The sequence below is a fragment of the Sphingopyxis sp. J-6 genome (assembly GCF_046603995.1).
Classification (GTDB): domain Bacteria; phylum Pseudomonadota; class Alphaproteobacteria; order Sphingomonadales; family Sphingomonadaceae; genus Sphingopyxis.
On sequence record NZ_CP145810.1, the window covers coordinates 3,319,927 to 3,342,243 of the forward strand.

Sequence of the window (22,317 nt, forward strand, 5' to 3'; positions counted from 1 at the left end):
AAGACGGCGCAGCCCCGATTGGCTGACATGAAAATCCCGGAAAACCGGGGGCTGCAGAAACTGGCACGGCCTTTGCGATGCACTTGGCATCGCCGCGGCGCAGGGCCCGCAGCCACAGGAAAGACAAAAAAGATGGAAAACGAAACCACCAACCTCTTCCGCCGCCGCGACACCTTCTTCGGGATCTGCGAGGCCGTTGGCCAGGACTTCGACTTCAACCCGCTGTGGCTGCGCCTCGCCTTCGTCGCGCCGCTCTTCTTCTTCCCGGTCCAGACCTTCATCGGCTATTTCGCGCTCGGCGTCGTGGTACTCGCGTCGCGCTTCCTCTTCCCCGCGAAGCTCGGCAATACCGCTCCGGCGGCGACCCAGCCCGCCGCGATCGCCCCCGCCGCTCCGGCGACCGGCGAACTCGCTCTCGCCGCCTGATTGGGCGCGGGCCGGGCTCCCTCTCCCCGTCTGACCCGCTCCCGGCTCCCTGACGTCCACTGGCGCCATAGCCAACCGGGACCGGCAAGCACCTTGCGCTTGCCGGTCCCTTTATTTTCGGACCGTCCCGCACCGGCACAGCATTTCGTCGATTCGGCGCACCTTATAAACGCGACGTTTACGACGTTACCCTAAGACTCATCGCCGGAATTCCAGAGGGGCGGGTTCATCACCCGCGCCGCATGCGAGGATCAAGCGTTGAGCCAGTCGACCCAGCCCAAGCTGCCGGCACGCGATGTCGCCGAAATGCTCGATTCGCTCGTCGCGAGCGAGGGCACCGGTGCGCATCCGCATGTCCGCTCGGGCGCGCTGTCGAGCGGCCCCGACGCGATGCGCAACCTTGCCGACGCCGTCCATTTCCTCTGCCTCCTCCACGGCCGCTACCCCGGCGTCATCGACCATGCCGCGCGCAAGGCGGTCGACCCCGCCTCGCGCCAGTGGATGGACGAAGCCGCCGATGCCTTCGCGCAGGAACGCGCCTTCCTGTCGAAGATCGCCGCCGCCGTCGGCCCGGTGCCGAGCACGCAGGGACAGGCACAGAGCGAGTCCGCGGTCGGCGCGCAGTGTAAGGCGCTCGACATGCTCGCCGAATCCGACCGGCACGGCTGCGCGGTCGGCGCCGCGATCGCGCTGACCCTCGACTGGCGGACGATCCGCGTCCTGCTCGACATCAGCGCGCAGCGGCTCGACATGAACCCGCCGCGCTGCACCCTGCCCGACCTGCGCGACACGGCGCGGCTCGCCGCGACGATCGCCGACAGCCCCGCGGTCGAGCGCGCCATGGTTTTCGGCGCCCAGCAACTGATTACCCAGCACAGCGGCCTGTGGGATCTGCTCGCCGCCCGCGCCGCCAGCCGGCACGACGCCTGAGCCGACGCCGCAACGGGCGGCAACGCCTGTTTACTTGCACCGCCCACCCTCCCTCGCTATGCCCGCCCTGATTGACGTTCACGTTAAGGGAAAGGCAGCACGCCCATGCGCTTCGAAGGAACCAGCGCCTATATCGCCACCGACGACCTGAAGGTCGCGGTAAACGCCGCGACTTTGCTGCGCCGCCCGCTGCTCGTGAAGGGCGAACCCGGCACCGGCAAGACCGTGCTCGCCGAGGAAATCGCGAAAGCCTTCGACGCCCCGCTGATCACCTGGAACATCAAGTCGACCACCAAGGCGCAGCAGGGCCTCTACGAATATGACGCGGTCGCGCGCCTCCGCGACGGCCAGCTCGGCGAAGAGCGCGTCCACGACATCCGCAACTATATCCGCAAGGGCAAATTGTGGGAGGCCTTCACCTCGCCCAGGCTCCCCGTGCTGCTGATCGACGAGATCGACAAGGCCGACATCGAATTCCCGAACGACCTGCTCCAGGAACTCGATCGCATGGCCTTCCATGTCTACGAGACCGACGAGACGATCGTCGCCAAGGAGCGCCCGATCGTCGTCATCACCTCGAACAACGAGAAGGAACTGCCCGACGCCTTCCTGCGCCGCTGCTTCTTCCACTATATCAAATTCCCCGACCGCGACACGATGGCATCGATTGTCGACGTCCATTTCCCCGGCATCCAGAAGACGCTGGTCAGCCGCGCGATGGACATCTTCTACGAGGTCCGCGAAGTCCCGGGGCTAAAGAAAAAACCTTCGACGAGCGAGCTGATCGACTGGCTGAAGCTGCTCCTCAACGAGGATATGCCGCTCGAGGTTCTCCAGAACCGCGACGTCGGCAAGGCGATCCCGCCGCTCCACGGCGCGCTGCTCAAGAACGAGCAGGATGTGATGCTGTTCGAAAAGCTCGCCTTCATGGCGCGGCGGCAGGGAAGCTGACGTCCCGGACCTCGTTTTATAGCTGGTAAGCCACCTCGACGTCGCCCCAGCGGCGGCCGTTGATGATCGCCGGCATATAGACGTTGCGCACCGTCACATAATTGATCCCGTCGCCTTCCTGGCGATAGACCATCATGAAAAAGGGCGCCGTGCTGCGTTTGGCGGCCGCGTCGGCTTCGTCGTAGAGGATGCGGCCGTTCCGGCAGTGCGCCGTGTCATGGGCAACATCGCCCGTCGGCGCGCGCGAGCAGTCGGTGACATGTGTCGGCAGGAAGCCGTTGATGTCGCTCGCCGACGACATCTTGATTTCGGGATGCTCGGCGACGATGCGGTCGAACAGCGGCCGCCAGTGGATGTCGGCCCAGTCGCAGAGGCTGGTACGGAAACGTTCGGGGTTCGACCCCGGCACGCGGACATAATCGGTATCGAAAACCTGTTCCATCGACAGCCTGCCCGAGGCGATCGCGCCTTCGGCGAGCGCAACGAACTCATCGCGCACCTGTGCGGCAAGGTCGACGATCGCCGAATCCTGCGGGCTGACCCCGGCCGAGATCACCGCGTTGAACATGCGGTTCGACACATGCTCCATCGACAAGATGCTGTCGTGCGTTTCACCCAGCGTCGCGCCATTGTCGCGCACCGAGGCGACGACGCGATCGAGCGCGCCGCGCACCTTGGCGCCATTGGCATGGACCATCGCCGAGCTCTGCGCGATCCGGTCGCTCTGGTCGTCGAGCAGCGCCACCAGATGCGTCGCGTCGTGCAGCGCGTCGGTGATCGTTTCGAACTGCGCTTCGGCGCGGCTCGACTGTTCGACCCCCGACTGGATTTCGGCGACCAGCCCGCCCGCTTCGGCCGCGAGACTGCCGATGCTGCGGCGGATTTCGTCGGTCGCGCTGCGCGTGTTCTGCGCCAGCTTCTTCACCTCGGCGGCGACAACCGCAAAGGTGCGCCCGGCGTCGCCCGCGCGCTCGGCCTCGATCGCGGCGTTGAGTGCCAGCATGTTGGTGGTCTTGGCGATCGATTCGATCGACTGGCTGACCTGCTGCACCTGCTCCATCACCGCGGCAAAATTGGTGACATGCGCGCCCAGCCGCGCGACGAGATCGATCACCGATCGGAATTCGGTGACCGCCGCGTTGACGCGCTCGGCACCGGCGTCGAGCTGTTCGCACGCCCGCGCCGACAGCAATTTCGCTTCGTCGGTCGAATCGGCGATCTGACGCTGATCGGCCTCCAGGCCGACGACATAGTCCTCGAGCCGGCCGAGTTCGCCGATCTGGCGTTCCATCTGGTCGGTCGCGCGCTTGATCCGGCCGGCAGCATCGCTGCACCCGACCGCCAGCGCGCCACAGTCGCTCGCGACCGATTGGTCGAGGATCGGAGCCGCCGGGTCGATCGGATCGAATTTCATTGCGCCACCCACTCTGGATTAATCTGCGGGTGATGACCGATAATGGTTAACGCGTGGTCAATGGGCGAGGCGACGGCATCGGGGTGGAGAGCCGTCGCTTGTAAGTCGTCATCCCGGGCTTGGCCCGGGACCCGCCTTCCTTGGTACGCACGAAAGACAAGGCAGGCCCCGGGTCAAGCCCGGGGTGACGAAGAGCGACACGTCTGCTTCCGTCAAAACCCGCACACCTTCCGTTTACGTAAAGCAGTTGCACCCTTCCCCGCGACAGAGTACCCCTGACCCATGTTTTTCGGCTTTCTCGACGAGCTTCGCGCGGCGGGCATTCCCGCCAGCTTGAAAGAGCATCTGATGCTGCTGGAGGCGCTCGACCGCGAGGTGATCGACCGCAGTCCCGAGCAATTCTATTATCTGTCCCGCGCCATCTACGTGAAGGACGAAGGCCTGCTCGACCGCTTCGACCAGGTGTTCAACAAGGTCTTCAAGGGCATCATTTCCGATTACGGCCAGAACCCTGTCGACGTCCCCGCCGACTGGCTGAAGGCGGTCGCCGAGAAATTTCTGACGCCCGAGGAAATGGCGGCGATCGAATCGCTCGGCGACTGGGACAAGATCATGGAGACGCTGAAACAGCGGCTCGAGGAACAGCAGAAGCGCCACGAGGGCGGCAGCAAGTGGATCGGCACCGACGGCACCAGCCCCTTCGGCAATTCGGGCTATAACCCCGAGGGCGTGCGGATCGGCGGCGAGAGCAAGCACAAGCGTGCACTGAAGGTCTGGGAAAAGCGCGAGTTCCAGAACCTCGACAACACCAAGGAACTCGGCACCCGCAACATCAAGATCGCGCTGCGACGCCTGCGCAAGTTCGCGCGCGAGGGTGCGGCCGACGAGCTCGACATCCCGGGCACGATCGACGGCACCGCGCGGCAGGGCTGGCTCGACATCAAAATGCGCCCCGAACGACGCAATGCGGTCAAGCTGCTGCTGTTCCTCGACGTCGGCGGATCGATGGACCCGTTCATCAAGCTATGCGAAGAATTGTTCAGCGCCGCGACCACCGAATTCAAGAATCTCGAATTTTTCTATTTTCACAATTGCCCCTATGAGGGCGTGTGGAAGGACAACAAGCGCCGCTGGTCCGAGCGCCATCAGATGTGGGACATCCTCCACAAATATGGCCATGATTATAAGGTGATCTTCGTCGGCGACGCATCGATGTCGGCCTATGAAATCACCCATCCGGGCGGCAGCGTCGAACATTTCAACGAGGAATCGGGCGCGGTCTGGCTCCAGCGGATCACCCATGTCTATCCCGCCGCCGTGTGGCTGAACCCGGTGCCCGAGGCGCATTGGGGCTACACCCAGTCGGTGAAGCTGATCAAGCAACTGATGAACGACCGCATGTATCCGCTGACCCTCGCGGGCCTCGACGATGCGATGCGCGAGCTGACGCGAAAGCATTGACCAGCGCATGGCGCTGCCGTCGTTGATCCGGCGCCTGTTTGGCCGATACGCGATCGAAGACCCGCGGCCGGTCGCCGAAGATGCGCCCTATACCTTCGAGCTTCCGTCCGAAAACGAACTGCTCGCCGTCGCACCCGGCGATCTCGTCAAGCTGATGTTTCGTTCGATCCCCGCCGGCCAATGGGAGGTCGAACGCATGTGGGTGATCGTCACCGCGGCCGACGGCGCGCATCTGGCCGGGACGCTCGACAATCATCCGGGCGACATGCCGCAATTGAAGGCCGGCGACCGCGTGAGCTTCGAACGCAGGCACATCATCGACATCATGTGGGACGATAATCGCACCGTACCGCCACCCCCGGCACCCGAACGGCGCGATTATTGGGACCGCTGTTTCGTCGATAATGCGATCCTCGACGGCCGCCGCAAGGTCGAATTTCTGTATCGCGAAGAGCCCGATCCGCCGCGCGACGACGAAAAATTTTCCGACAGCGGCTGGCGGATCGAAAGCGATCCCCCCGATATGTTCGACATCGAGAGCGGTAACGCGCCTTTCAGCTATGTCGCTCTCGGCGCCGTGCTGAACCGCGACGACAGCTGGCTGCACCTGATCGACGCGCCGGTCGGCAGCGCCTTCGAGCGCGACCCGGACACGGGCCGGTTCGTCGCGGCCGACATGCCGGTCGACGATCCCGATTGAATTCGCTCGAAATGATCCTCCCACAGGGCTAATCCCCGGCGATGATCGACCTCCCCCTCGTCACCATCCTGTTGCTCACCGGCTTCATCAACCTGATCGGTGCGCTGGCTTATGCGGCGCGCATCGCGGGGGTGCGGACGCGGCGGATCGCGATGTCCTTCGCGCTGTTCAACATCCTCGTCCTCTTCTCGCGCACCTCGAACAGCTTCCTCGGCCCCTTCCTCGCCAAGCGCATCGAGACGCGCATCCACGACGGCAGCGGCGCCTCGCTGTTCGTCGACATGCAGTTCGTGCTCGCGGCGGCGAGCATCGCGACCCTCGTCGGCATCCTGCTCGTCCCCACCGGGCAGCGGATGTTCGCCGCGGCGATCGGCTGGTACCAGGACAATCGCTCGACGACGAAGCTCGCGCTCAAGGCCGCCAGCCCGAGCGGCCTCAGGACGCTCCGCCAGTCGCTCCGCTTCCCCAGCCTGTCGCACCTAAAGGGCTGGCACATGCCAAAGGGCATCGGCTGGGGCGTGCTGATCGCCAACTGCCTTGCGCAGTCGCTGCTCGCCGTCGGGGTCGTCGCCTCGCTCTACGCCGGCTATCTCGCCCCCGAATTTCGCGTCACCGCGTCGCAGCTTTCGGCGCTGATCAACGGCTTCGCGACGATCCTTCTGTTCGCCTTCATCGACCCGCAACTGTCGGTGATGACCGACGACGCGGTCGAAGGGAAAGTCGACGAGGCCGATTTCCGCCGCGCGATCACCTTCATCTCGCTGAGCCGACTCGCCGGAACGGTCCTTGCGCAGGCATTGCTGCTCCCCGCCGCGATGCTGATCGCGTGGGTCTCGGTGCATGTCTGACGCCGGACGCGGTCACAGCCGCTTCCACGCCGTCCGCGCCCGCCTCGAAGCGATGGCCGTCGAACCCGGGCCGCGCGGCTGGTTCCTCGAATTTCTCGCCTTCGGCTTCAAGCAGGGCTGGGCGTGCCTGTTCGGCGGCCTGATGCTCGCGCTGCTCCTGGGCACGCACCTCTTCTGGCCCGACACCGCGCCGCTCCACCGCTACGACGCCATCACCGTCGGCGCTGTGCTGATCCAGCTTGGCATGCTCGCCTTCCGGCTCGAAACGCCGAAGGAAGCCATCGTCATCCTGATCTTTCACATCGTCGGCACGGTGATGGAGCTGTTCAAGACCGCCGCGGGATCGTGGCAATATCCCGAAGCGAGCCTGCTCCATATCGGCGCGGTGCCGCTTTTCTCGGGTTTCATGTACGCCGCGGTCGGCAGCTATATCGCGCGCGTCTGGCGCATCTTCGATTTCCGCTACACGGGCTATCCGCCAGCATGGGCGAGTTATGCGCTCGCCGCCGCGATCTACGTCAATTTTTTCGCGCACCACTGGCTGCCCGATATCCGCTGGCTGCTGTTCGCGGCGACCGCGCTGCTCTTCTGGCGCTGCCAGGTCTGGTTCCGTCCCCTGCACATCCACCGCCGCATGCCGCTGCTCGTCGGCTGGGGCCTCGTCGCGCTGTTCATCTGGTTCGCCGAAAATATCGGCACCTTCGCGCGCGCCTGGACCTATCCCAGCCAGGACGACGGCTGGCACATGGTCGGCCTCGAAAAGCTCGGGAGCTGGTACCTGCTGATGATCATCTCGTTCGTGCTCGTCAGCCTCGTCCAGCGGCCCAGAACGCCCGGCTAACCGAAAGGCTGGTCGATAGACGGTGGCGGTTCGCTGAACCAATTCGGTCCGCTGTCGGTCATGTAAAAACAATCCTCCAGCCGGATGCCGAATTCGCCGGGGATATAGATGCCGGGTTCGTTCGAGAAACACATGCCCGGCGCCAGCGGGGTCGTTTCGCCGTGGACGAGGTTGACCGGCTCGTGCCCGTCGAGACCGATGCCATGGCCGGTGCGGTGCGAGGTACCGGGAAGCCGGTAGCCCGGACCCCATCCCAGATTTTGATAGAAGCCGCGCACCGCATCGTCGACGCGTCCCGCCGGCGTGCCGAGCTTTGCCGCGGCAAAGGCGACATCCTGCCCCTTGCGCATCTGGTCCCAGACCTCGCGCTGGCGCGCGCTGGCCTTGCCATGGACGAAGCTGCGCGAGATGTCCGACTGATAACCATGAACGGTCGCGCCGCAGTCCATCAGCACCACCTCGCCCGCGCGCACCGCCTGCGGCTTGCCCGATCCGTGCGGATAGGCGCTCGCCTCGCCGAGCAGGATCAGTTCGAACTCGCTTTTGCCGCCCAGCGCCACCGTCGCCGCGCGCATGATCGCGCCGATGTCGGCCGGGGTCATCCCCGCCTCGACCCGCGGCGCGGTGTGGCGATAGGCGGCCATGGTGATGTCGGCGGCGATCTGCATCAGCGCGATCTCGGCGGGCGATTTGTGCATCCGGCAGCCGCGCACGACCGGCGCGCCGTTGACGACCTTCATCTCCGGCATCGCCTTTTCGAGGCCGTCGACGGCGAAATAGCGCACCGTCTCCTCGACCCCGATCCGCCCCTTGGCGAGCCCGCGCTTGCCGAGCCATGCTGCGACCGCCGCCAGCGGATTTTCATCCTCGTTCCACGTCAGCACTTCGGCGTCGATGCCCAGGCTTTCGCGCACCGATGGTTCTTCAAAGAAAGGCGTGACGATCGCCGCCTCGCCCTCGCGGGTCAGCACCGCCGCGGTCAGCCGCTCGCTCCGCCACCATTCGACGCCGGTGAAATAGACGAGGCTCGATCCCGGCTCGATCAGCAAGGCGCCGATGTCGTTCGCGCGCATCAGCTCCTTCGCCTTGGCGATGCGCGCCATACGCTCGTCGCGGCCGATCGGGACCGCCTTGGCGGCAAGGTTCGGCAGCGCCGCCGTGTCGGCAGCGAACCCCGGCACCGGCAGCGAAGCGGCGAGACCTGCGAAAGCCGCGGTGCCGATAAATTGCCTTCGGTGCATCGTCGCCCTCCCCTTCAATAGATCAGCAGGTCCGCAATTTCCTCGCGCCATGCCGCTTCGTCGGGCAACGCAAGCGCGTCGAGATCGCCCGGCGCCGCGCCCGCATCGTCGGTCCATTCGCGCAGCAACGGCGAACCGTTGATCACGTCGATCGCCAGCACGTCGTTGGTATATTCATATTTGAAATCGGTGCCGCGCCAGATCGGATAGTCCGGATAAAGCGCGCGGATCGCCTTGAACCCCAGCGCCTGCACCCGCCACGGCCGGAACGCTTCATGGTCGTACCAAGGACCTTCGGCATGGATATGGATGCCGCTGTTGAGCGCGCCGGCATGCTTGTGAAAGGTCGGCTGGAACCAGATATCGCGCAGCTTGCATCCCGCCAGCCATTCGGGGGCAAGGCGATACATTTCGGCGATGACGGCCTTGGCGTCGATATCAGGCGCACCGAACAGTTCGAGCGGGCGCGTCGTTCCCCGGCCTTCGCTCAGCGTCGCGCCCTCGACCATCACCGTCCCGGCATAGGCGCGCGCCATGTTGACGTTGGCGGCATTGGGGCTGGGGTTGATCCACACGCGCGCCGCGGGCCAGCCGAAGCCGGGCCCCTCGGGCTGCCACCCGTCCATCTCGATCACCCGGTAATCGACGTCGAGACCGAAGTGGCGGATGAACCAGCGGCCCATCTCGCCCATCGTCAGCCCGTGACGCATGACCATCGGTCCCGCGCCGACGAAGCTCTCCCACCCGGCGCGCAGCAGCGTCCCTTCGACGGGACGTCCCGCCGGGTTCGGCCGGTCGAGCACCCACACCGCCTTACCATGCTCGGCCGCGGCTTCGAGGATGTAGAGCAAGGTCGTCACATAGGTGTAGATGCGGCAACCCAGATCCTGCAGGTCGACCAGCATCACGTCGAACGTGTGCATCGACTGCCCCGACGGCCGCCGCACCTCGCCATAGAGGCTGAATACCGGCATGCCATAGGTCGGATCGGTGAAGTCGGGCGACTCCATCATATTGTCCTGCAGGTCACCGCGTACGCCATGCTGCGGCCCGAACACCGCAGTGACATCGATCCCGGCCGCGACCAGCGCATCGAGGCTGTGGGTCAGGTCGGCGGTCACCGAAGCGGGATGCGCGAGCAAGGCAACGCGCTTTCCCTGAAGCGGCGCGCGAAGCGCAGGGTCGGCGAGCAGGCGGTCGATACCGAAAAGGGTCGTCATGCCCGCCCGCGTGCCTCAAGCGTCAGCGCAAAGCAATCGGGATGATGGAAGTCGGGCTTGCCCGGCGGATGGCGCAGCGCCCAATAGCTTTTGGCGCCGTCCACTTCCTCGATGACGGCAGACAGCGCCAGTTTCGACCCGGTATCGGGAAAGATGCCCGGTTCGATGCGCATCGCATAACGGCCGGGCGTGCGTTCCACTTCCATTTTCCACGGCGCGAGATCGTCGGAAGACAGCAGCGAACGATAATCGTCGAACTGGTAACAGGCCCAGCGACCGTCGGGCGCATAGTTGAATTCGGTATAGTCGGGCTGACCTTCTTCGGTCAGAAAAGCCTCGAAACAGGTGCCTTGCCACAGCCCATCCGTACCGCTGTCGGCAATGACGAGTTGGCCTTCGCCCTGCGGCAGCACGATCGCTCCGATTTCGCCGTCGACGATGAAGCGCAGCGCAAAGCCGCCGTCGAACGACAGGTCGACCTCGACCGCAATCGAGCGCACTGCCCGTGCAGGCGTATCGGGGTGGCAGATGAGGGGTAAGCGCCGGGAATCTTCAGAATCGGACACTGACCTTCCTCCATTGACTCCGAACCTGTCGATGGGATGAGCGAAAACTGCGACCGAGACAAGCATGCGGTCTTCGGCGCCGCGACCAGTCAATTGACAACCACAGCACGACTGTAGACGAAATACGATATGGATATTTTCAAGCTTTCCAAATCGCTCGACGAGCTGATTTTCGACATTCTGATGTGGGTGATTTTCTATCCCTACACGCTGGTCCGCGTGCTCATCTGGCCGGGAAACATGATCGATTACGCCGCCGCCGAGCTGAAAAAGAATCCCGACAAGGAAGAACTCTTCGATCGCGGACTGAGCCCGCCGGTCTTTCTTTTCCTGTCGATCGTCCTCGCCTGGATGATCTCGCCGGCGGCACCCGCGACCGCCCAGACCGAATCGGAAACCGCGATTGCCGGCCTGATCAACGGGTCGGTGATGTCGCTGCTGACCTATCGTCTGGCACTCTATTGTGTCTTTCCCTTTGCCGGCGCCCTGATTTACGAATGGCGCACCCCCGGCAGCATCAGCCACCATAGCTTCCGCCTGCCCTTCTACCAGCAAGCCTATCTTTGTGCGCCGCTGGCGATCGTCTTTTCGATCACGACGGTCGTCGCGACCAGATTCCAGGACATCGACGTCCTTGCGTTCATGGCGCTCGCGATGTTCGCCATCCTCATCTGGTATTTCTGGTCGCAGGTCGTCTTCTTTCGCCGGACGATGGACAGCAGTTGGCCCGCCGCCCTCTTCTGGGGCTTTCTGTCCGTCTGCCTCGGAGTCACTTTCCTGGGCGCGCTGGACTTCATTGTCGGCGCATAGGGTGTTAAGGGCGCGCGCATCATGACCAGTTACAAATCCGACCTGCTGCGCCTGCTCGACGAGCGAGGCTATATCCACCAGATGACCGACGCGGACGGGCTCGATTCGCTCGCCGCCAAACAGGTCGTTCCCGGCTATATCGGTTTCGACGCGACCGCGCCGTCGCTGCACGTCGGCAGCCTCGTCCAGATCATGATGCTGCGCCGCCTGCAACAGACGGGGCACAAGCCCGTCGTGCTGATGGGTGGCGGGACGACGCGGATCGGCGACCCCACGGGCCGTGACGAAAGCCGCAAGATGCTGTCGGACGAGACGATCGCCGCGAACATCGCGTCGATCTTCAGCATCTTCCAGCGCTTCCTGACCTTCGGCAACGGCCTGACCGACGCGGTGATGGTCAACAACCACGACTGGCTCGGCAAGCTCGGCTATATCGAATTGCTGCAAGAAGTCGGCACCCACTTCACGATCAACCGCATGATGACGTTCGATTCGGTCAAGCTGCGCCTCGACCGCGAACAGCCGATGACCTTCCTCGAATTCAATTACATGATCCTGCAGGGCTATGACTTCCGCCATCTGTCGAAGGCGATGGATGTCCGCCTGCAGATGGGCGGTTCCGACCAGTGGGGCAATATCGTCAACGGCATGGAACTCGGCCGCCGCATGGACGGCGCCGACCTCTATGGCCTGACGACTCCGCTGCTCACCACCGCGGCGGGCGCCAAAATGGGCAAGACCGCCGCCGGCGCGGTGTGGCTTAACCCCGAACAACTGTCCCATTTTGACTATTGGCAATATTGGCGCAATTGCGACGACCGCGACGTCGGCAAGTTCCTGAAGCTGTTCACCGACCTGCCGATGGACGAGATCGCACGGCTCGAAGCACTCGAGGGCGCCGAGATCAACGCGGCGAAAAAGATCCTCGCCGACGCGGCGACCGCGATGTGCCGCGGCGAGGAAGCGGCGCGCAGCGCCTCCGAGACAGCCGCGCAAACCTTTGAAAAGGGCCAGATCGGCGGCGACCTGCCACAGGTTGCCGCTCCGGCGGACGGCATCGACATCCTGACTGCGCTGCGCGAACTCGGCTTTGCCGCATCGAACAAGGAAGGGCGCCGCAAGCTCGACGAGGGCGCGGTGAAGGTCGACGGCGTCGTGATCCGCGATCCGCATCACCGGATTCTGCCCGCCGCCGAGCCCGTTCCGCTGAGCCTCGGATCGAAAAAGCACGGGCTGGTAACCGGCTGAGCGGCGCGCCGGCGTTTACCGATTCTTGATGAATCGGGCCGATTCTGCCACACCAGACCAGCAAGGTATTCGGTATGCGCAAGATTGACCTTAAAAAGGCCCATTATGTGGGGCTCGATCAGCGGATTGCACCGCGCAGCGACGTCTATTGCCGCTTGCCCTTCGTTCTACCCGACGGCCGGCAGGAAATGTGTACCTGCGTCAACATCAGCGCCGACGGCATGCTGATGCGTTACGAACGCGGGCTGGAGATCGGCGACCTCGTCGTCTTCCGCATGCCGATCATCGGCCGCACCTCGGCAAAGGTCATCTGGTCGATCGGCGGCAAGACCGGCGTCCAGTTCGACAAGTCGATTTCGGTCGAAGACTATCTGCCGATGATCCGCGCCATGGGCGCCAGAGGCGACGTAAACTAACCACTCCGAAGCAGCGGCACCGCCGCATCGCGCTCGAACAGATAAAGGCAGAGCCGCACCGCCTCGCCGCGCCCCCCCTCGATACCGCCGTCGCGGTCGACGAACAGCCGCGCGTCGTCGTGCGCCACCGGCAGCAGCCGCACGAGTTGTTCGGGCGTCGCGACGCGATAATCGGCATCGCCCGACTGTTTGAGCCCGAGCAACTCGCCACCGCCGCGCAGTTCCAGATCCTTCTCGGCAATCACGAAGCCGTCGTTCGTGTCGCGCATCAGCGCCAGCCGCTCGCGCGCGGTCTCCGACAGATTTTGCGAGCGCAGCAACAAACACACCGACTTCGCCGTGCCGCGCCCGACCCGGCCGCGGAGCTGGTGGAGCTGGGCGAGCCCGAAATTCTCGGCATGTTCGACGATCATCAGGCTCGCGGCGGGCACGTCGACGCCGACCTCGATCACCGTGGTCGCGACGAGGACGCCGATCTCGCCCGCCTGAAAGCGCGCCATCACCTCATCCTTTTCGGGCCCTTTCATCCGGCCATGAACCAGCCCGACGCGGGCGTCGCCCAGCCGTTCGCGGAGCAGTGCTGCGCGGTCCTCGGCCGCCGCCAGCTCGCTGCCCTCGCTTTCGGCGACGAGCGGGCACACCCAATAGGCCTGCGCCCCGGTCGCGAGATGGCGATCGAGACCGTCAACCACATCGTCGAGCCGGTCGAGCGAGATGACGCGCGTATCGACCGGCGTGCGCCCCGGCGGCATTTCGTCGAGCCGCGACACGTCCATCTCGCCATGATTGGCCAGCAGCAGCGTGCGCGGGATCGGGGTCGCGGTCATCACCAGCAGGTGCGGCGGACGCTGTCCCTTGGCGGTGAGCATCAGCCGCTGCGCGACGCCGAAGCGGTGCTGTTCGTCGACGACGACCAGCGAAAGGTCGCGGTAATTCACTGCCTGCTGGAAAATTGCATGCGTGCCGACAAGGATGTCGATGCTGCCGTCGGCGAGCCCCATCAGCGTCGATTCACGCGCCTTGCCCTTGTCGCGCCCGGTCAGGATCGCGAGGTTCACCGGCAGCCCGCCGAGCATCCGCTGCAAGGTCGCATAATGCTGGCGCGCCAGAATTTCGGTCGGGGCGAGCAGCGCCGCCTGCGTCCCCGCCTCCACCGCCGCCAGCATCGCACGCAGCGCGACGAGCGTCTTGCCTGAGCCGACGTCGCCCTGCAGCATCCGCAGCATCGGCCGGTCCTGCGCCATATCGCCCGCAATCTCGCGCCCGACGCGCTCCTGCGCGCCCGTCAGTCCAAACGGCAATTGCAGCGCATCGGTCAGCCGCCCATCGCCCGCGATCGCCCGGCCCTTGCGCGCCCGCAATCCCTCGCGGATCAGCATCAGCGCGACTTGGCTTGCGAAAATCTCGTCATAGGCGAGCCGGTCGCGCGCCGCTTCGTCGCGTGGGCTCGCATGCGCGCGCGTCATCGCCTCGTGCCACGACGGCCAGCCACGCGCCGCGAGCAACGGCGCGTCGATCCATTCTAGCAGATCGGGCCGCCGTTCGAGCGCCACCGCGCCGAGCTGCGACAACCGGGCGTTGGTCAGCCCTTCGGTCAGCGGATAGACCGGCTCATGCACCGCGATCCCCGCCTCATCGCCGGGCTCGGCGACATGGTCGGGATGAACGATCTGGCGCATGTCGCCGTAAAGGTCGAGCCGCCCCGACACGCGGCGTTTCTCACCGAGCGGGAAGAGCTTGCGCGCCAGACCCGACGTCCGCCCGAAATAGACGAGCCGGACATGATCGCCCGCATCGTCGAACGCCTCGACCCCGAAGGGTGCGCGCGGACTGCGGCCGGGGCGGTAATCCTGCGCGGTCAGTTCGACAATGATCGTCTGCCCCGCCTGCGCCTGATCGAGCCGATCGACCGGAAAGCGCGAGATCAGTCCGGTCGGTAAATGGAACAGCACATCGATCACGCGTTCCAGCCCGAGCCGCGTCAGCGGCTTGGCAAGCTGCGGCCCGACGCCTTTGAGGTCGGTCAACGCGGCAAAGAGCGGATTGAGTATCTCGGGTCGCATGGCTACTGCGTCCCATCTATCGCTTGCTTGCCCCGTGCGCCACTCCCGGCAGCATGGGCTATCGGGATTCCCGCCGTGCCACACACCGACCGCCTCAAACGCCTCAAATTCCGTGCCTGGCACCGCGGCACGCGCGAGGCCGACTATATGATCGGCGGCTTTTTCGACCGCTATTCGCCCGAATGGGGCGAGGCGGAGATCGCCTGGTATGAAATCGTCGTCGAGGAGGATGACGTCGACATCATGGCGTGGGCCCTCGGCACCGGCCATCCGCCGGTCCACCTCGACAACCCGCCGCTGATCGCCGCGATGCGCCGGCTGGACTATATCCCGCTGCCATGACCCGAAGCGCCGCCGACATTTTCGCCGCCATCGCGCCGGCATCGGCCCCGCTGACGCTCGCGCGCGCCGCCGACGGTTTCCTGCCGCTGCTGCTCGCCGACCTCGCGCGCGCCAGCGACAAGCGTCTCGTCTATGTCGCGACCGACGATGCCGCGATGCAGGCGGTCGCCGATGCCGCCCCCTTCTTTGCGCCCGACCTGCTCGTCCACCGCTTTCCCGCATGGGATTGCCTGCCCTATGATCGCGCCGGCCCGTCGATGCGCGTCAGCGCCGACCGCCTCGCGACACTGTCGGCGCTGCAGGCACCGCCGAAGCGCGGCGAGTTGATCCTGACCACCGTCGCCGCGATTACCCAGCGTACCCTTACCCCCTTTCGCATCCGCCAGCTCGCGACGACGCTGGCGCCCGGACAGCGGATCGACCGCGACGCGCTTGCCGAACTGCTCGTCGCGAACGGGTTCAGCCGCGTCGACACCGTCGCTGATCAGGGCGAGTTCGCGGTGCGCGGCGGCATCCTCGACCTCTTCCCCGCGGGCGAGGAGACCGGCCTGCGCGTCGATTTTTTCGGCGACGAGATCGAAAGCATCCGCCGTTTCGACCCCGCCGACCAGCGCAGCCTCGGTCCTGCCAAGGCGCTGCAATTGCTGCCCGCCGCAGAGACCCTGCTCGATCAGGACACGATCAAGCGCTTCCGTTCGTTGTACCGCGAACTGTTCGGCGCGCAGGCGACCGGCGACCCGCTCTATCAGGCGGTCAGCGAGGGGCGGCGCCAGGCCGGCATGGACCATTGGCTGCCGCTGTTCGAGGAGCGGTTGGCGACCCTGTTCGACCATATCGACGGCGCCACGCCGGTGCTGCGCGGCCACCGCACCGAGGCGACCGCCGAAACGCGCTTTGCCGCGATCGCCGACTATCATGCGAACCGTGTCGCCGCCGAACGCGAATCACCCGGCAGCTATCGCCCGCTGGCGCCCGAGACGCTCTACCTGACCGAAGCCGAATGGGCATCGGCGGCAGCGCAACGCCCGATCCATGTCGTCACACCCTTCGATGTCCCACCGGCGGCAACGGTCGTCGACCTCGAAACCTTCGCCGCGCGCGATTTCACCCCCGAACGCACCGCTGACCTCAACGTCTATGACAAGGTCGCCGACCATCTGTCAGACGAACGCCGCAAGGGGCGCAAGACGATCATCGCCAGCTATTCGGGCGGCGCGCGCGAGCGCCTGTCGGGGCTGCTCCGCGATCACGGCGTCACGTCGCTCGCCCCCGCCGAGAGCTGGCAGGACGCGCTCGGCACCGCCTCGTCCGAAAGCGGCGGCGCGACTGCGATGGTCGTCCTGCCACTCGACCATGGTTTCGCCAGCGACGCGATTAGCCTGCTCACCGAACAGGATATTCTCGGCGAGCGTCTGGTGCGCCGCCAGAAGCGCCGCAAGAGCGCCGACGCCTTCCTCGCCGAACTCGCGACGCTCAGCGTCGGCGACCTCGTCGTCCACCTCGACCATGGCATCGGCCGTTATGAGGGGCTGACCCAGATTCCGGTCGGCAACAGCCCGCACGACTGCGTCGCGCTCACTTACGCCGGCGGCGATAAGCTTTACGTTCCGGTCGAAAATCTCGACGTCCTCTCGCGCTACGGTGGCGAGAGCGAGGGGGTCGGCCTCGACAAGCTCGGCGGCGAAGCCTGGCAGCGCCGTAAGGCACGGATGAAGGAGCGTATCCGCGAGATCGCGGGCGAGTTGCTCGCGACCGCGGCGCAGCGTGCGCTGCGCTCGGGCGAGGTGCTCGCACAGGATACCGCCTACCCCGCCTTCGCCGACCGCTTCCCCTATCAGGAAACCGACGATCAGGACCGCGCGATCGGCGATGTGCTCGAAGACATGGCGTCGGGACGTCCGATGGACCGGCTGGTCTGCGGCGACGTCGGTTTCGGCAAGACCGAGGTTGCACTGCGCGCGGCCTTCGTCGCCGCGATGGCGGGCGTGCAGGTCGCGGTGGTCGTTCCCACCACCCTGCTCGCACGGCAGCATTTCACCAATTTCGTCGAGCGCTTCAAAGGTTTCCCTGTCAACATCGGCCGCCTGTCGCGCCTCGTTCCCGCCGCCGAAGCCGCAAGGACCCGCGACGGTCTCGCCAGCGGCCAGATCGATATCGTCGTCGGCACCCACGCCGTGATTGCGAAATCGGTCGAATTCAAGAATCTCGGCCTCGTCATCGTCGACGAAGAACAGCGCTTCGGCGTCGTCCACAAGGAGCGGCTGAAGCAGCTCAAGACGGACGTCCATGTGCTTACCCTTACCGCCACTCCGATCCCGCGCACGCTCCAGATGGCGATGTCGGGCCTTCGCGAACTCAGCGTCATCCAGACGCCGCCCGTCGACCGCCTCGCGGTCCGCACCTATGTCGCCCCATGGGATCCCGTCGTGATCCGCGAAGCGCTGCTCCGCGAGCATGACCGTGGCGGCCAGAGCTTCTTCGTCACCCCGCGGATCAAGGATCTCCCCGACATCGAGGAGTTCCTGCGCACGCGGGTGCCCGAAATCAAATATGTCGTCGCGCACGGCCAGATGGCACCGGGCGAGGTCGAGGAGCGGATGAGCGCTTTCTACGACCGCAAATATGACGTGCTCGTCTCGACCACCATCGTCGAGAGCGGCCTCGATATCCCGAGCGCCAACACGCTGATCGTCCACCGCGCCGACCGCTTCGGGCTTGCGCAGCTCTACCAGCTTCGCGGCCGCGTCGGGCGCTCGAAGACGCGCGCCTATGCTTATCTGACAACATTGGAAGGCGGCGCGATCACCGACACCGCCGAAAAGCGACTTAAACTACTCGGCGACCTCGACACATTGGGCGCCGGCTTCCAGCTCGCGAGCCACGACCTCGACATTCGCGGCGCCGGCAATCTCGTCGGCGACGAACAGTCGGGCCATATCCGCGAGGTCGGCTTCGAACTCTATCAGTCGATGCTCGAGGAAGCGATCCTCGTTGCCAAGGCCGAAGGCATGGGCGCCGCGCCGCCGCGCGAAGCGCTGTCGCCGGTGATCACCGTCGATGCGCCGATCCTGATCCCCGAGGATTATGTCCCCGACCTGCCGCTGCGCATGGCGCTCTATCGCCGCCTCAACGAGGCCGGCGATCGCCCGGCGCTCGATGCCTTTGCGGCCGAGATGATCGACCGCTTCGGTCCCTTGCCGCCCGAAACCGCGAACCTGATCCAGCTCATGGAGATCAAGGCGAACGCCAAGCTCGCCGGTATCGCCAAGCTCGACGTCGGGACGAAGGGCGCGCTGGTGAGCTTCCACGGTGACCAGTTCGCCAACGTCCCGGGCCTGATCGCCTATGTCGAGCGGCTGAAAGGCCGCGCGCGCATCCGCCCCGACAACAAGCTATCGGTGAGCGGCGACTGGATGAGCACGGGCGCGCGCCTCAATGGCGCGCTGCAACTGTCAAAGGGATTGGGGAAGCTGGCGCGGCAGGCGGGCTAACCAACATCGTCATTGCGAGCGCAGCGAAGCAATCTCCTGCGTTCGACCTAGCGTGAGCTCGATGACTGGAGATTGCTTCGTCGCTACGCTCCTCGCAATGACGAAGGCCTATTCCATCAGCGCCAACAACTGATCCCCCGGCACCGGCCCCGATTTCAGGAACCCCTGCCAGGTCGCCACCCCGATCTCGGCCAGTCGCGCCAGTTGCCGTTCGTTCTCGATCCCCTCGGCTACGACGAGCAATCCCAGCGCGCGCGCAAGGTCGACGATCGCACGCACGACGATGCGGTCGCGGTCGCTGCCGTCGATCGTGCGGGTGAAGCCGCTGTCGATCTTGAGATAATCGATCGGCAGTCGCGCGAGAAGCGACAGGCTGGAATATCCGGTGCCGAAATCGTCGATCGCGATCGCACAGCCGAGCGCGCGGATCTGCGCGAGCTGCGCGGCGGCGCTCGCCGGATCGCTGAGCATCGCCTGTTCGGTGAGTTCGAGTGTCAGCCGGTCGGGATCGACTCCCGCCTGTTTTGCCATCGCCGCGAAGCGATCGGCGAATTCGGGATCGCCAAGGTCGGCGGCGGTGATGTTGAGCGAGACGCGCAGCTTGCCGAGCGCCTTCGGCCATTTCGCCATTTCGGCAAGTGCGACGCGGTGCGCATGTTCGGTCAGCTCGCACTCCATCCGCGCCGCCCGCGCCGCGGTGACGAGGGCGCCCGCGCCGAGCAGCCCCAGTTCGGGATGCTGCCAGCGCAGCAGCGCCTCGACCCCGGTCATTGCGCCGCTCGCGACATCATATTGCGGCTGATAGAAGATCACCACCTCGCCCTGCGACAACGCGGCATGCACCATCGCGCCGTCGCGCGCCGAGGCCGGGCGCGCGAGCTGGTCGCTCGCGCTGCGGAGCTGCTCGGCGACCGGCTCGTCGCGCGTGATCAGCGCCGCCGCGATGCGGATCGCCAGCCGGCCGTTGGGATCGCCGACCATCGGTTCGGCAAGCGCGACGTGCAAAGCGCGCTCCTGCGCGCGCAAGGCCTCAAGCGACAGCGCCGCCGCGGGCACGATCAGGAAACGCGGCCCGTCGAGCCGGTCGACATGCGCCCCCTGCCCGAACTCGTCGCCGGTAAAATTCTCCAGCCGCCGCCCGACCTCGTCGAGCACCGCATCGCCCGCCGCAGTCCCCGCGCTATTGTTGATCCGCGCCAGTTGATCGACCTGCACCAATATCACGCCGACGTCGGCATCATGCCGGCCATGGAGCGTTTCGAGATGGCCGACGGCGGCCGCAAATGTGTCGGGTAGGCGATTCATTGGCGCCCCCATAGCAGGCATTGCTTGCCAAACGCTTCCCTTTTGCATCACAATCACCCGATGAGCGCAGTTTCGGACTCCAACGCTGCTACGCTGACCGACGGCCATGGCCGCCGGATCAACTATCTGCGCCTGTCGGTGACCGATCGCTGCGACCTGCGCTGCCGCTATTGCATGGCGGAGCATATGAGTTTCTTGCCCAGATCTGCGGTGCTCAGCATCGAGGAAATGGCGGAGCTTGCCGAGCGCTTCGTCGCGCGCGGTATTCGCCGTATTCGTCTTACGGGAGGCGAACCGCTCGTCCGCCGCGGCATCGATACGCTCGCGACGCGCCTCGGCGCGATGATCGGCCATGGCCTCGACGAGCTGACCCTGACCACCAACGGCATGCGCCTCGCCGAATATGCGCCGATGCTCGCCGCGGCCGGGGTGCGCCGGATCAACGTCAGCCTCGACACGCTCGACCCCGACACCTTCCGCCACATCACCCGCGTCGGCGACGTCGCGGTCGCGCTGGACGGCATTGCCGCAGCGCGCAGCGCCGGGCTCGACGTCAAGATCAACATGGTCGCGCTCGCCGGGCTCAACGAAGACCAGCTCCTCCCGATGCTCGACCATTGCGCCGCGACGGGCTGCGACCTGACGCTCATCGAGACGATGCCGCTCGGCGAGATCGCCGAGGACCGCAGCGATCATTATATCCCGCTCCACCAGTTCGTCGCGCGGCTGCGTGCCGAACGCGCCATCTATCCCGTCGACAAGCGTACCGGCGGCCCCGCGCGCTATTTCGCGGTCGAGGGCAGCCCGGTGACGCTCGGGTTGATCACGCCGCTCAGCGACAATTTCTGCGCGACGTGCAACCGCATTCGCCTGACCGTCGAGGGGCGTATCTATATGTGCCTCGGCCAGGACGATCATATCGATCTGCGCGCCGCGCTGCGCGACGGCGGCATCGGAGCGGTTGATGGCTTGATCGACCGCGCATTGGCTGGCAAACCCCGCGCGCATGACTTCCATATCGAACGGGAGTCCAAACCGGCGGTCGCGCGTCATATGAGTGCAACGGGCGGGTAATAATCCGCCCCAAAAATTAAGCGCACGGGGGACCTGACCAATATGCAACGCAAGATCGCGCTCGTCGCATCGAACGCGCCCGCCGCCGAAGAGGCCGAGGCCGAACTGAGGCCGCTTTACGATTTCGTCGATTTGCACGAGGCCGACATGCTGATCGCGCTCGGTGGCGACGGCTTCCTGCTCCACATGCTCCACCAATTGCTCGACCAGCGCCGCAGCTTGCCGGTGTTCGGCATGAACCGCGGTACCATCGGCTTCCTGATGAACGAATTCCGCGTCGAGGGATTGCTCGACCGGATCGCGGCGGCACGCCCCTTCCTCATCCATCCGCTATCGGGCGACATCACGACGATCAGCGGCGAACGCCACATCCTGCCCGCGATCAACGAAATCTCGCTGCTCCGCGAAACGCGTCAGGCCGCAAAGCTCGAGGTGTTGATCAACGAGAAGATGATGCTCGAGGAGCTCGCCTGCGACGGCGTGCTCGTATCGACCCCCGCCGGATCGACCGCCTATAATCTCAGCGCCAACGGCCCGATCCTGCCGCTCGATTCGGCGATGCTCGCGCTGACCCCGATCAGCCCCTTCCGGCCGCGGCGCTGGCGCGGCGCCCTCGTCCCCGAATCGACGAGCATCCGCTTCAACGTCCGCGAGGCCGCAAAACGCCCGGTCAGCGCCGTCGCTGACCAGCGCGAAATCCGCGACGTAAAGACCGTTCTCGTCACCACGGACCGCAGCCGGCCGCTGACCTTGCTGTTCGATCCCGACCAGGGCCTCGACGAACGCATCGCGATGGAACAATTTATCGTTTGAGGCCTTGCAAATTCCGCCAACCGACGGCAAAGGGGCCGCCTTCGCTTCGGCGGCGTGTTCCTCGGTAGCTCAGCGGTAGAGCAATCGACTGTTAATCGATCGGTCGTAGGTTCGAATCCTACCCGGGGAGCCATTCTTTTCCAGACATCCTAAAGCT

20 protein-coding genes and 1 tRNA gene are annotated in these 22,317 nt (G+C 65.3%); 15 read left to right on the top strand and 6 right to left on the bottom strand.

All coding sequences use genetic code 11. The features are described 5' to 3' along the window. Window positions 1–132: 132 nt before the first annotated feature. The 3 genes from V6U71_RS15895 (at window position 133) to V6U71_RS15905 (ending at window position 2,307) form a co-directional block, all read left to right on the top strand. On the top strand, window positions 133–426 hold the full coding sequence (locus V6U71_RS15895; RefSeq protein ID WP_411339358.1) for a PspC domain-containing protein: 294 nt from the start codon (window positions 133–135) through the stop codon (window positions 424–426). Window positions 427–684: 258 nt separating this feature from the next. Further along, complete coding sequence (locus V6U71_RS15900; RefSeq protein WP_411339359.1) at window positions 685–1,356, top strand: DUF6975 family protein; 672 nt, start codon at window positions 685–687, stop codon at window positions 1,354–1,356. A 105-nt stretch (window positions 1,357–1,461) separates the two neighbouring features. Beyond that, window positions 1,462–2,307 (top strand): AAA family ATPase, encoded by an 846-nt coding sequence (locus V6U71_RS15905; protein WP_411339360.1) that lies wholly within the window; start codon window positions 1,462–1,464, stop codon window positions 2,305–2,307. A gap of 16 nt (window positions 2,308–2,323) precedes the next feature. Here the strand turns inward: V6U71_RS15905 and V6U71_RS15910 are convergent, their stop codons facing one another. Next, entirely contained in the window at window positions 2,324–3,721 is a 1,398-nt protein-coding gene (locus tag V6U71_RS15910; protein WP_411339361.1) for a methyl-accepting chemotaxis protein, read from the bottom strand. Window positions 3,722–4,003: 282 nt separating this feature from the next. On the opposite strand from V6U71_RS15910, the gene V6U71_RS15915 reads away from it, so the two are divergent. The 4 genes from V6U71_RS15915 to V6U71_RS15930 are packed head-to-tail and all read left to right on the top strand — an operon-like array spanning window position 4,004 to window position 7,571. Then, entirely contained in the window at window positions 4,004–5,182 is a 1,179-nt protein-coding gene (locus V6U71_RS15915) for a vWA domain-containing protein (RefSeq protein WP_411339362.1), read from the top strand. 7 nt (window positions 5,183–5,189) lie between these two features. Beyond that, window positions 5,190–5,882 (top strand): immunity protein Imm33 domain-containing protein, encoded by a 693-nt coding sequence (locus tag V6U71_RS15920; protein ID WP_411339363.1) that lies wholly within the window; start codon window positions 5,190–5,192, stop codon window positions 5,880–5,882. A 41-nt stretch (window positions 5,883–5,923) separates the two neighbouring features. Beyond that, on the top strand, window positions 5,924–6,730 hold the full coding sequence (locus V6U71_RS15925; RefSeq protein ID WP_084758140.1) for a lipid II flippase Amj family protein: 807 nt from the start codon (window positions 5,924–5,926) through the stop codon (window positions 6,728–6,730). After that, a complete protein-coding gene (locus V6U71_RS15930; protein ID WP_411339364.1) occupies window positions 6,723–7,571 on the top strand; it encodes a DUF817 domain-containing protein in 849 nt (282 codons plus the stop codon). Before V6U71_RS15925 ends, V6U71_RS15930 begins: the two co-directional genes overlap by 8 nt. Here V6U71_RS15930 and V6U71_RS15935 read toward each other — a convergent pair. From V6U71_RS15935 to V6U71_RS15945, 3 genes are read right to left on the bottom strand one after another with little or no spacing between them, the layout of a single operon-like run. Continuing rightward, window positions 7,568–8,812: a M24 family metallopeptidase gene (locus V6U71_RS15935; protein WP_411339365.1), complete on the bottom strand. Its 1,245-nt coding sequence runs from the start codon at window positions 8,810–8,812 to the stop codon at window positions 7,568–7,570. The genes V6U71_RS15930 and V6U71_RS15935 overlap by 4 nt on opposite strands. Window positions 8,813–8,826: 14 nt before the next feature. Beyond that, on the bottom strand, window positions 8,827–10,032 hold the full coding sequence (locus V6U71_RS15940; protein ID WP_411339366.1) for an exo-beta-N-acetylmuramidase NamZ domain-containing protein: 1,206 nt from the start codon (window positions 10,030–10,032) through the stop codon (window positions 8,827–8,829). Further along, complete coding sequence (locus V6U71_RS15945) at window positions 10,029–10,598, bottom strand: DOMON-like domain-containing protein (protein WP_411339367.1); 570 nt, start codon at window positions 10,596–10,598, stop codon at window positions 10,029–10,031. The genes V6U71_RS15940 and V6U71_RS15945 overlap by 4 nt, the downstream gene beginning before the upstream one ends. 129 nt (window positions 10,599–10,727) lie before the next feature. On the opposite strand from V6U71_RS15945, the gene V6U71_RS15950 reads away from it, so the two are divergent. The 3 genes from V6U71_RS15950 to V6U71_RS15960 all read left to right on the top strand — a co-directional run bounded on the left by V6U71_RS15950 (window position 10,728) and on the right by V6U71_RS15960 (window position 13,072). Continuing rightward, complete coding sequence (locus V6U71_RS15950) at window positions 10,728–11,408, top strand: hypothetical protein (RefSeq protein WP_411339368.1); 681 nt, start codon at window positions 10,728–10,730, stop codon at window positions 11,406–11,408. Between the two features lie 21 nt (window positions 11,409–11,429). Then, window positions 11,430–12,656 (top strand): tyrosine--tRNA ligase, encoded by a 1,227-nt coding sequence (gene tyrS / locus V6U71_RS15955; RefSeq protein ID WP_411339369.1) that lies wholly within the window; start codon window positions 11,430–11,432, stop codon window positions 12,654–12,656. 74 nt (window positions 12,657–12,730) lie between these two features. Continuing rightward, a complete protein-coding gene (locus V6U71_RS15960; RefSeq protein WP_054586832.1) occupies window positions 12,731–13,072 on the top strand; it encodes a PilZ domain-containing protein in 342 nt (113 codons plus the stop codon). Here V6U71_RS15960 and recG read toward each other — a convergent pair. Beyond that, on the bottom strand, window positions 13,069–15,135 hold the full coding sequence (gene recG / locus V6U71_RS15965) for an ATP-dependent DNA helicase RecG (RefSeq protein ID WP_411339370.1): 2,067 nt from the start codon (window positions 15,133–15,135) through the stop codon (window positions 13,069–13,071). The two genes, V6U71_RS15960 and recG, sit on opposite strands and share 4 nt — an antisense overlap. Window positions 15,136–15,210: 75 nt before the next feature. Between recG and V6U71_RS15970 the strand changes: the two genes are divergently transcribed. Further along, complete coding sequence (locus V6U71_RS15970; RefSeq protein ID WP_411339371.1) at window positions 15,211–15,477, top strand: succinate dehydrogenase assembly factor 2; 267 nt, start codon at window positions 15,211–15,213, stop codon at window positions 15,475–15,477. Beyond that, window positions 15,474–18,968 carry a transcription-repair coupling factor gene (gene mfd / locus V6U71_RS15975; protein ID WP_411339372.1) on the top strand — a complete coding sequence of 1,165 codons (3,495 nt, stop codon included), beginning with the start codon at window positions 15,474–15,476 and terminating at the stop codon, window positions 18,966–18,968. Before V6U71_RS15970 ends, mfd begins: the two co-directional genes overlap by 4 nt. 108 nt (window positions 18,969–19,076) lie before the next feature. On the opposite strand, the gene V6U71_RS15980 is transcribed toward mfd, so the two are convergent. Further along, a complete protein-coding gene (locus tag V6U71_RS15980) occupies window positions 19,077–20,273 on the bottom strand; it encodes a GGDEF domain-containing phosphodiesterase (RefSeq protein WP_411339373.1) in 1,197 nt (398 codons plus the stop codon). Between the two features lie 60 nt (window positions 20,274–20,333). On the opposite strand from V6U71_RS15980, the gene moaA reads away from it, so the two are divergent. The 3 genes from moaA to V6U71_RS15995 all read left to right on the top strand — a co-directional run bounded on the left by moaA (window position 20,334) and on the right by V6U71_RS15995 (window position 22,293). After that, complete coding sequence (moaA, locus tag V6U71_RS15985) at window positions 20,334–21,347, top strand: GTP 3',8-cyclase MoaA (protein ID WP_411339374.1); 1,014 nt, start codon at window positions 20,334–20,336, stop codon at window positions 21,345–21,347. A 42-nt stretch (window positions 21,348–21,389) separates the two neighbouring features. Next, window positions 21,390–22,160, top strand: coding sequence for an NAD kinase (locus V6U71_RS15990; protein ID WP_054733792.1), 771 nt, complete (start codon window positions 21,390–21,392; stop codon window positions 22,158–22,160). Window positions 22,161–22,218: 58 nt separating this feature from the next. Beyond that, a tRNA-Asn gene (locus V6U71_RS15995) sits at window positions 22,219–22,293 on the top strand. Window positions 22,294–22,317 lie beyond the last annotated feature (24 nt).

Excerpts from the sequence above, each read along its gene's own strand:
- V6U71_RS15935 (WP_411339365.1), bottom strand. The coding sequence starts at position 8,812 with ATGCACCGAAGGCAATTTATCGGCACCGCGGCTTTCGCAGGTCTCGCC.
- V6U71_RS15915 (WP_411339362.1), top strand. The coding sequence starts at position 4,004 with ATGTTTTTCGGCTTTCTCGACGAGCTTCGCGCGGCGGGCATTCCCGCC.
- mfd (WP_411339372.1), top strand. The coding sequence starts at position 15,474 with ATGACCCGAAGCGCCGCCGACATTTTCGCCGCCATCGCGCCGGCATCG.
- tyrS (WP_411339369.1), top strand. The coding sequence starts at position 11,430 with ATGACCAGTTACAAATCCGACCTGCTGCGCCTGCTCGACGAGCGAGGC.
- V6U71_RS15940 (WP_411339366.1), bottom strand. The coding sequence starts at position 10,032 with ATGACGACCCTTTTCGGTATCGACCGCCTGCTCGCCGACCCTGCGCTT.
- V6U71_RS15990 (WP_054733792.1), top strand. The coding sequence starts at position 21,390 with ATGCAACGCAAGATCGCGCTCGTCGCATCGAACGCGCCCGCCGCCGAA.
- V6U71_RS15905 (WP_411339360.1), top strand. The coding sequence starts at position 1,462 with ATGCGCTTCGAAGGAACCAGCGCCTATATCGCCACCGACGACCTGAAG.
- recG (WP_411339370.1), bottom strand. The coding sequence starts at position 15,135 with ATGCGACCCGAGATACTCAATCCGCTCTTTGCCGCGTTGACCGACCTC.
- V6U71_RS15930 (WP_411339364.1), top strand. The coding sequence starts at position 6,723 with ATGTCTGACGCCGGACGCGGTCACAGCCGCTTCCACGCCGTCCGCGCC.
- V6U71_RS15910 (WP_411339361.1), bottom strand. The coding sequence starts at position 3,721 with ATGAAATTCGATCCGATCGACCCGGCGGCTCCGATCCTCGACCAATCG.
- V6U71_RS15980 (WP_411339373.1), bottom strand. The coding sequence starts at position 20,273 with ATGAATCGCCTACCCGACACATTTGCGGCCGCCGTCGGCCATCTCGAA.
- V6U71_RS15920 (WP_411339363.1), top strand. The coding sequence starts at position 5,190 with ATGGCGCTGCCGTCGTTGATCCGGCGCCTGTTTGGCCGATACGCGATC.
- V6U71_RS15950 (WP_411339368.1), top strand. The coding sequence starts at position 10,728 with ATGGATATTTTCAAGCTTTCCAAATCGCTCGACGAGCTGATTTTCGAC.
- V6U71_RS15960 (WP_054586832.1), top strand. The coding sequence starts at position 12,731 with ATGCGCAAGATTGACCTTAAAAAGGCCCATTATGTGGGGCTCGATCAG.
- V6U71_RS15925 (WP_084758140.1), top strand. The coding sequence starts at position 5,924 with ATGATCGACCTCCCCCTCGTCACCATCCTGTTGCTCACCGGCTTCATC.
- V6U71_RS15895 (WP_411339358.1), top strand. The coding sequence starts at position 133 with ATGGAAAACGAAACCACCAACCTCTTCCGCCGCCGCGACACCTTCTTC.
- moaA (WP_411339374.1), top strand. The coding sequence starts at position 20,334 with ATGAGCGCAGTTTCGGACTCCAACGCTGCTACGCTGACCGACGGCCAT.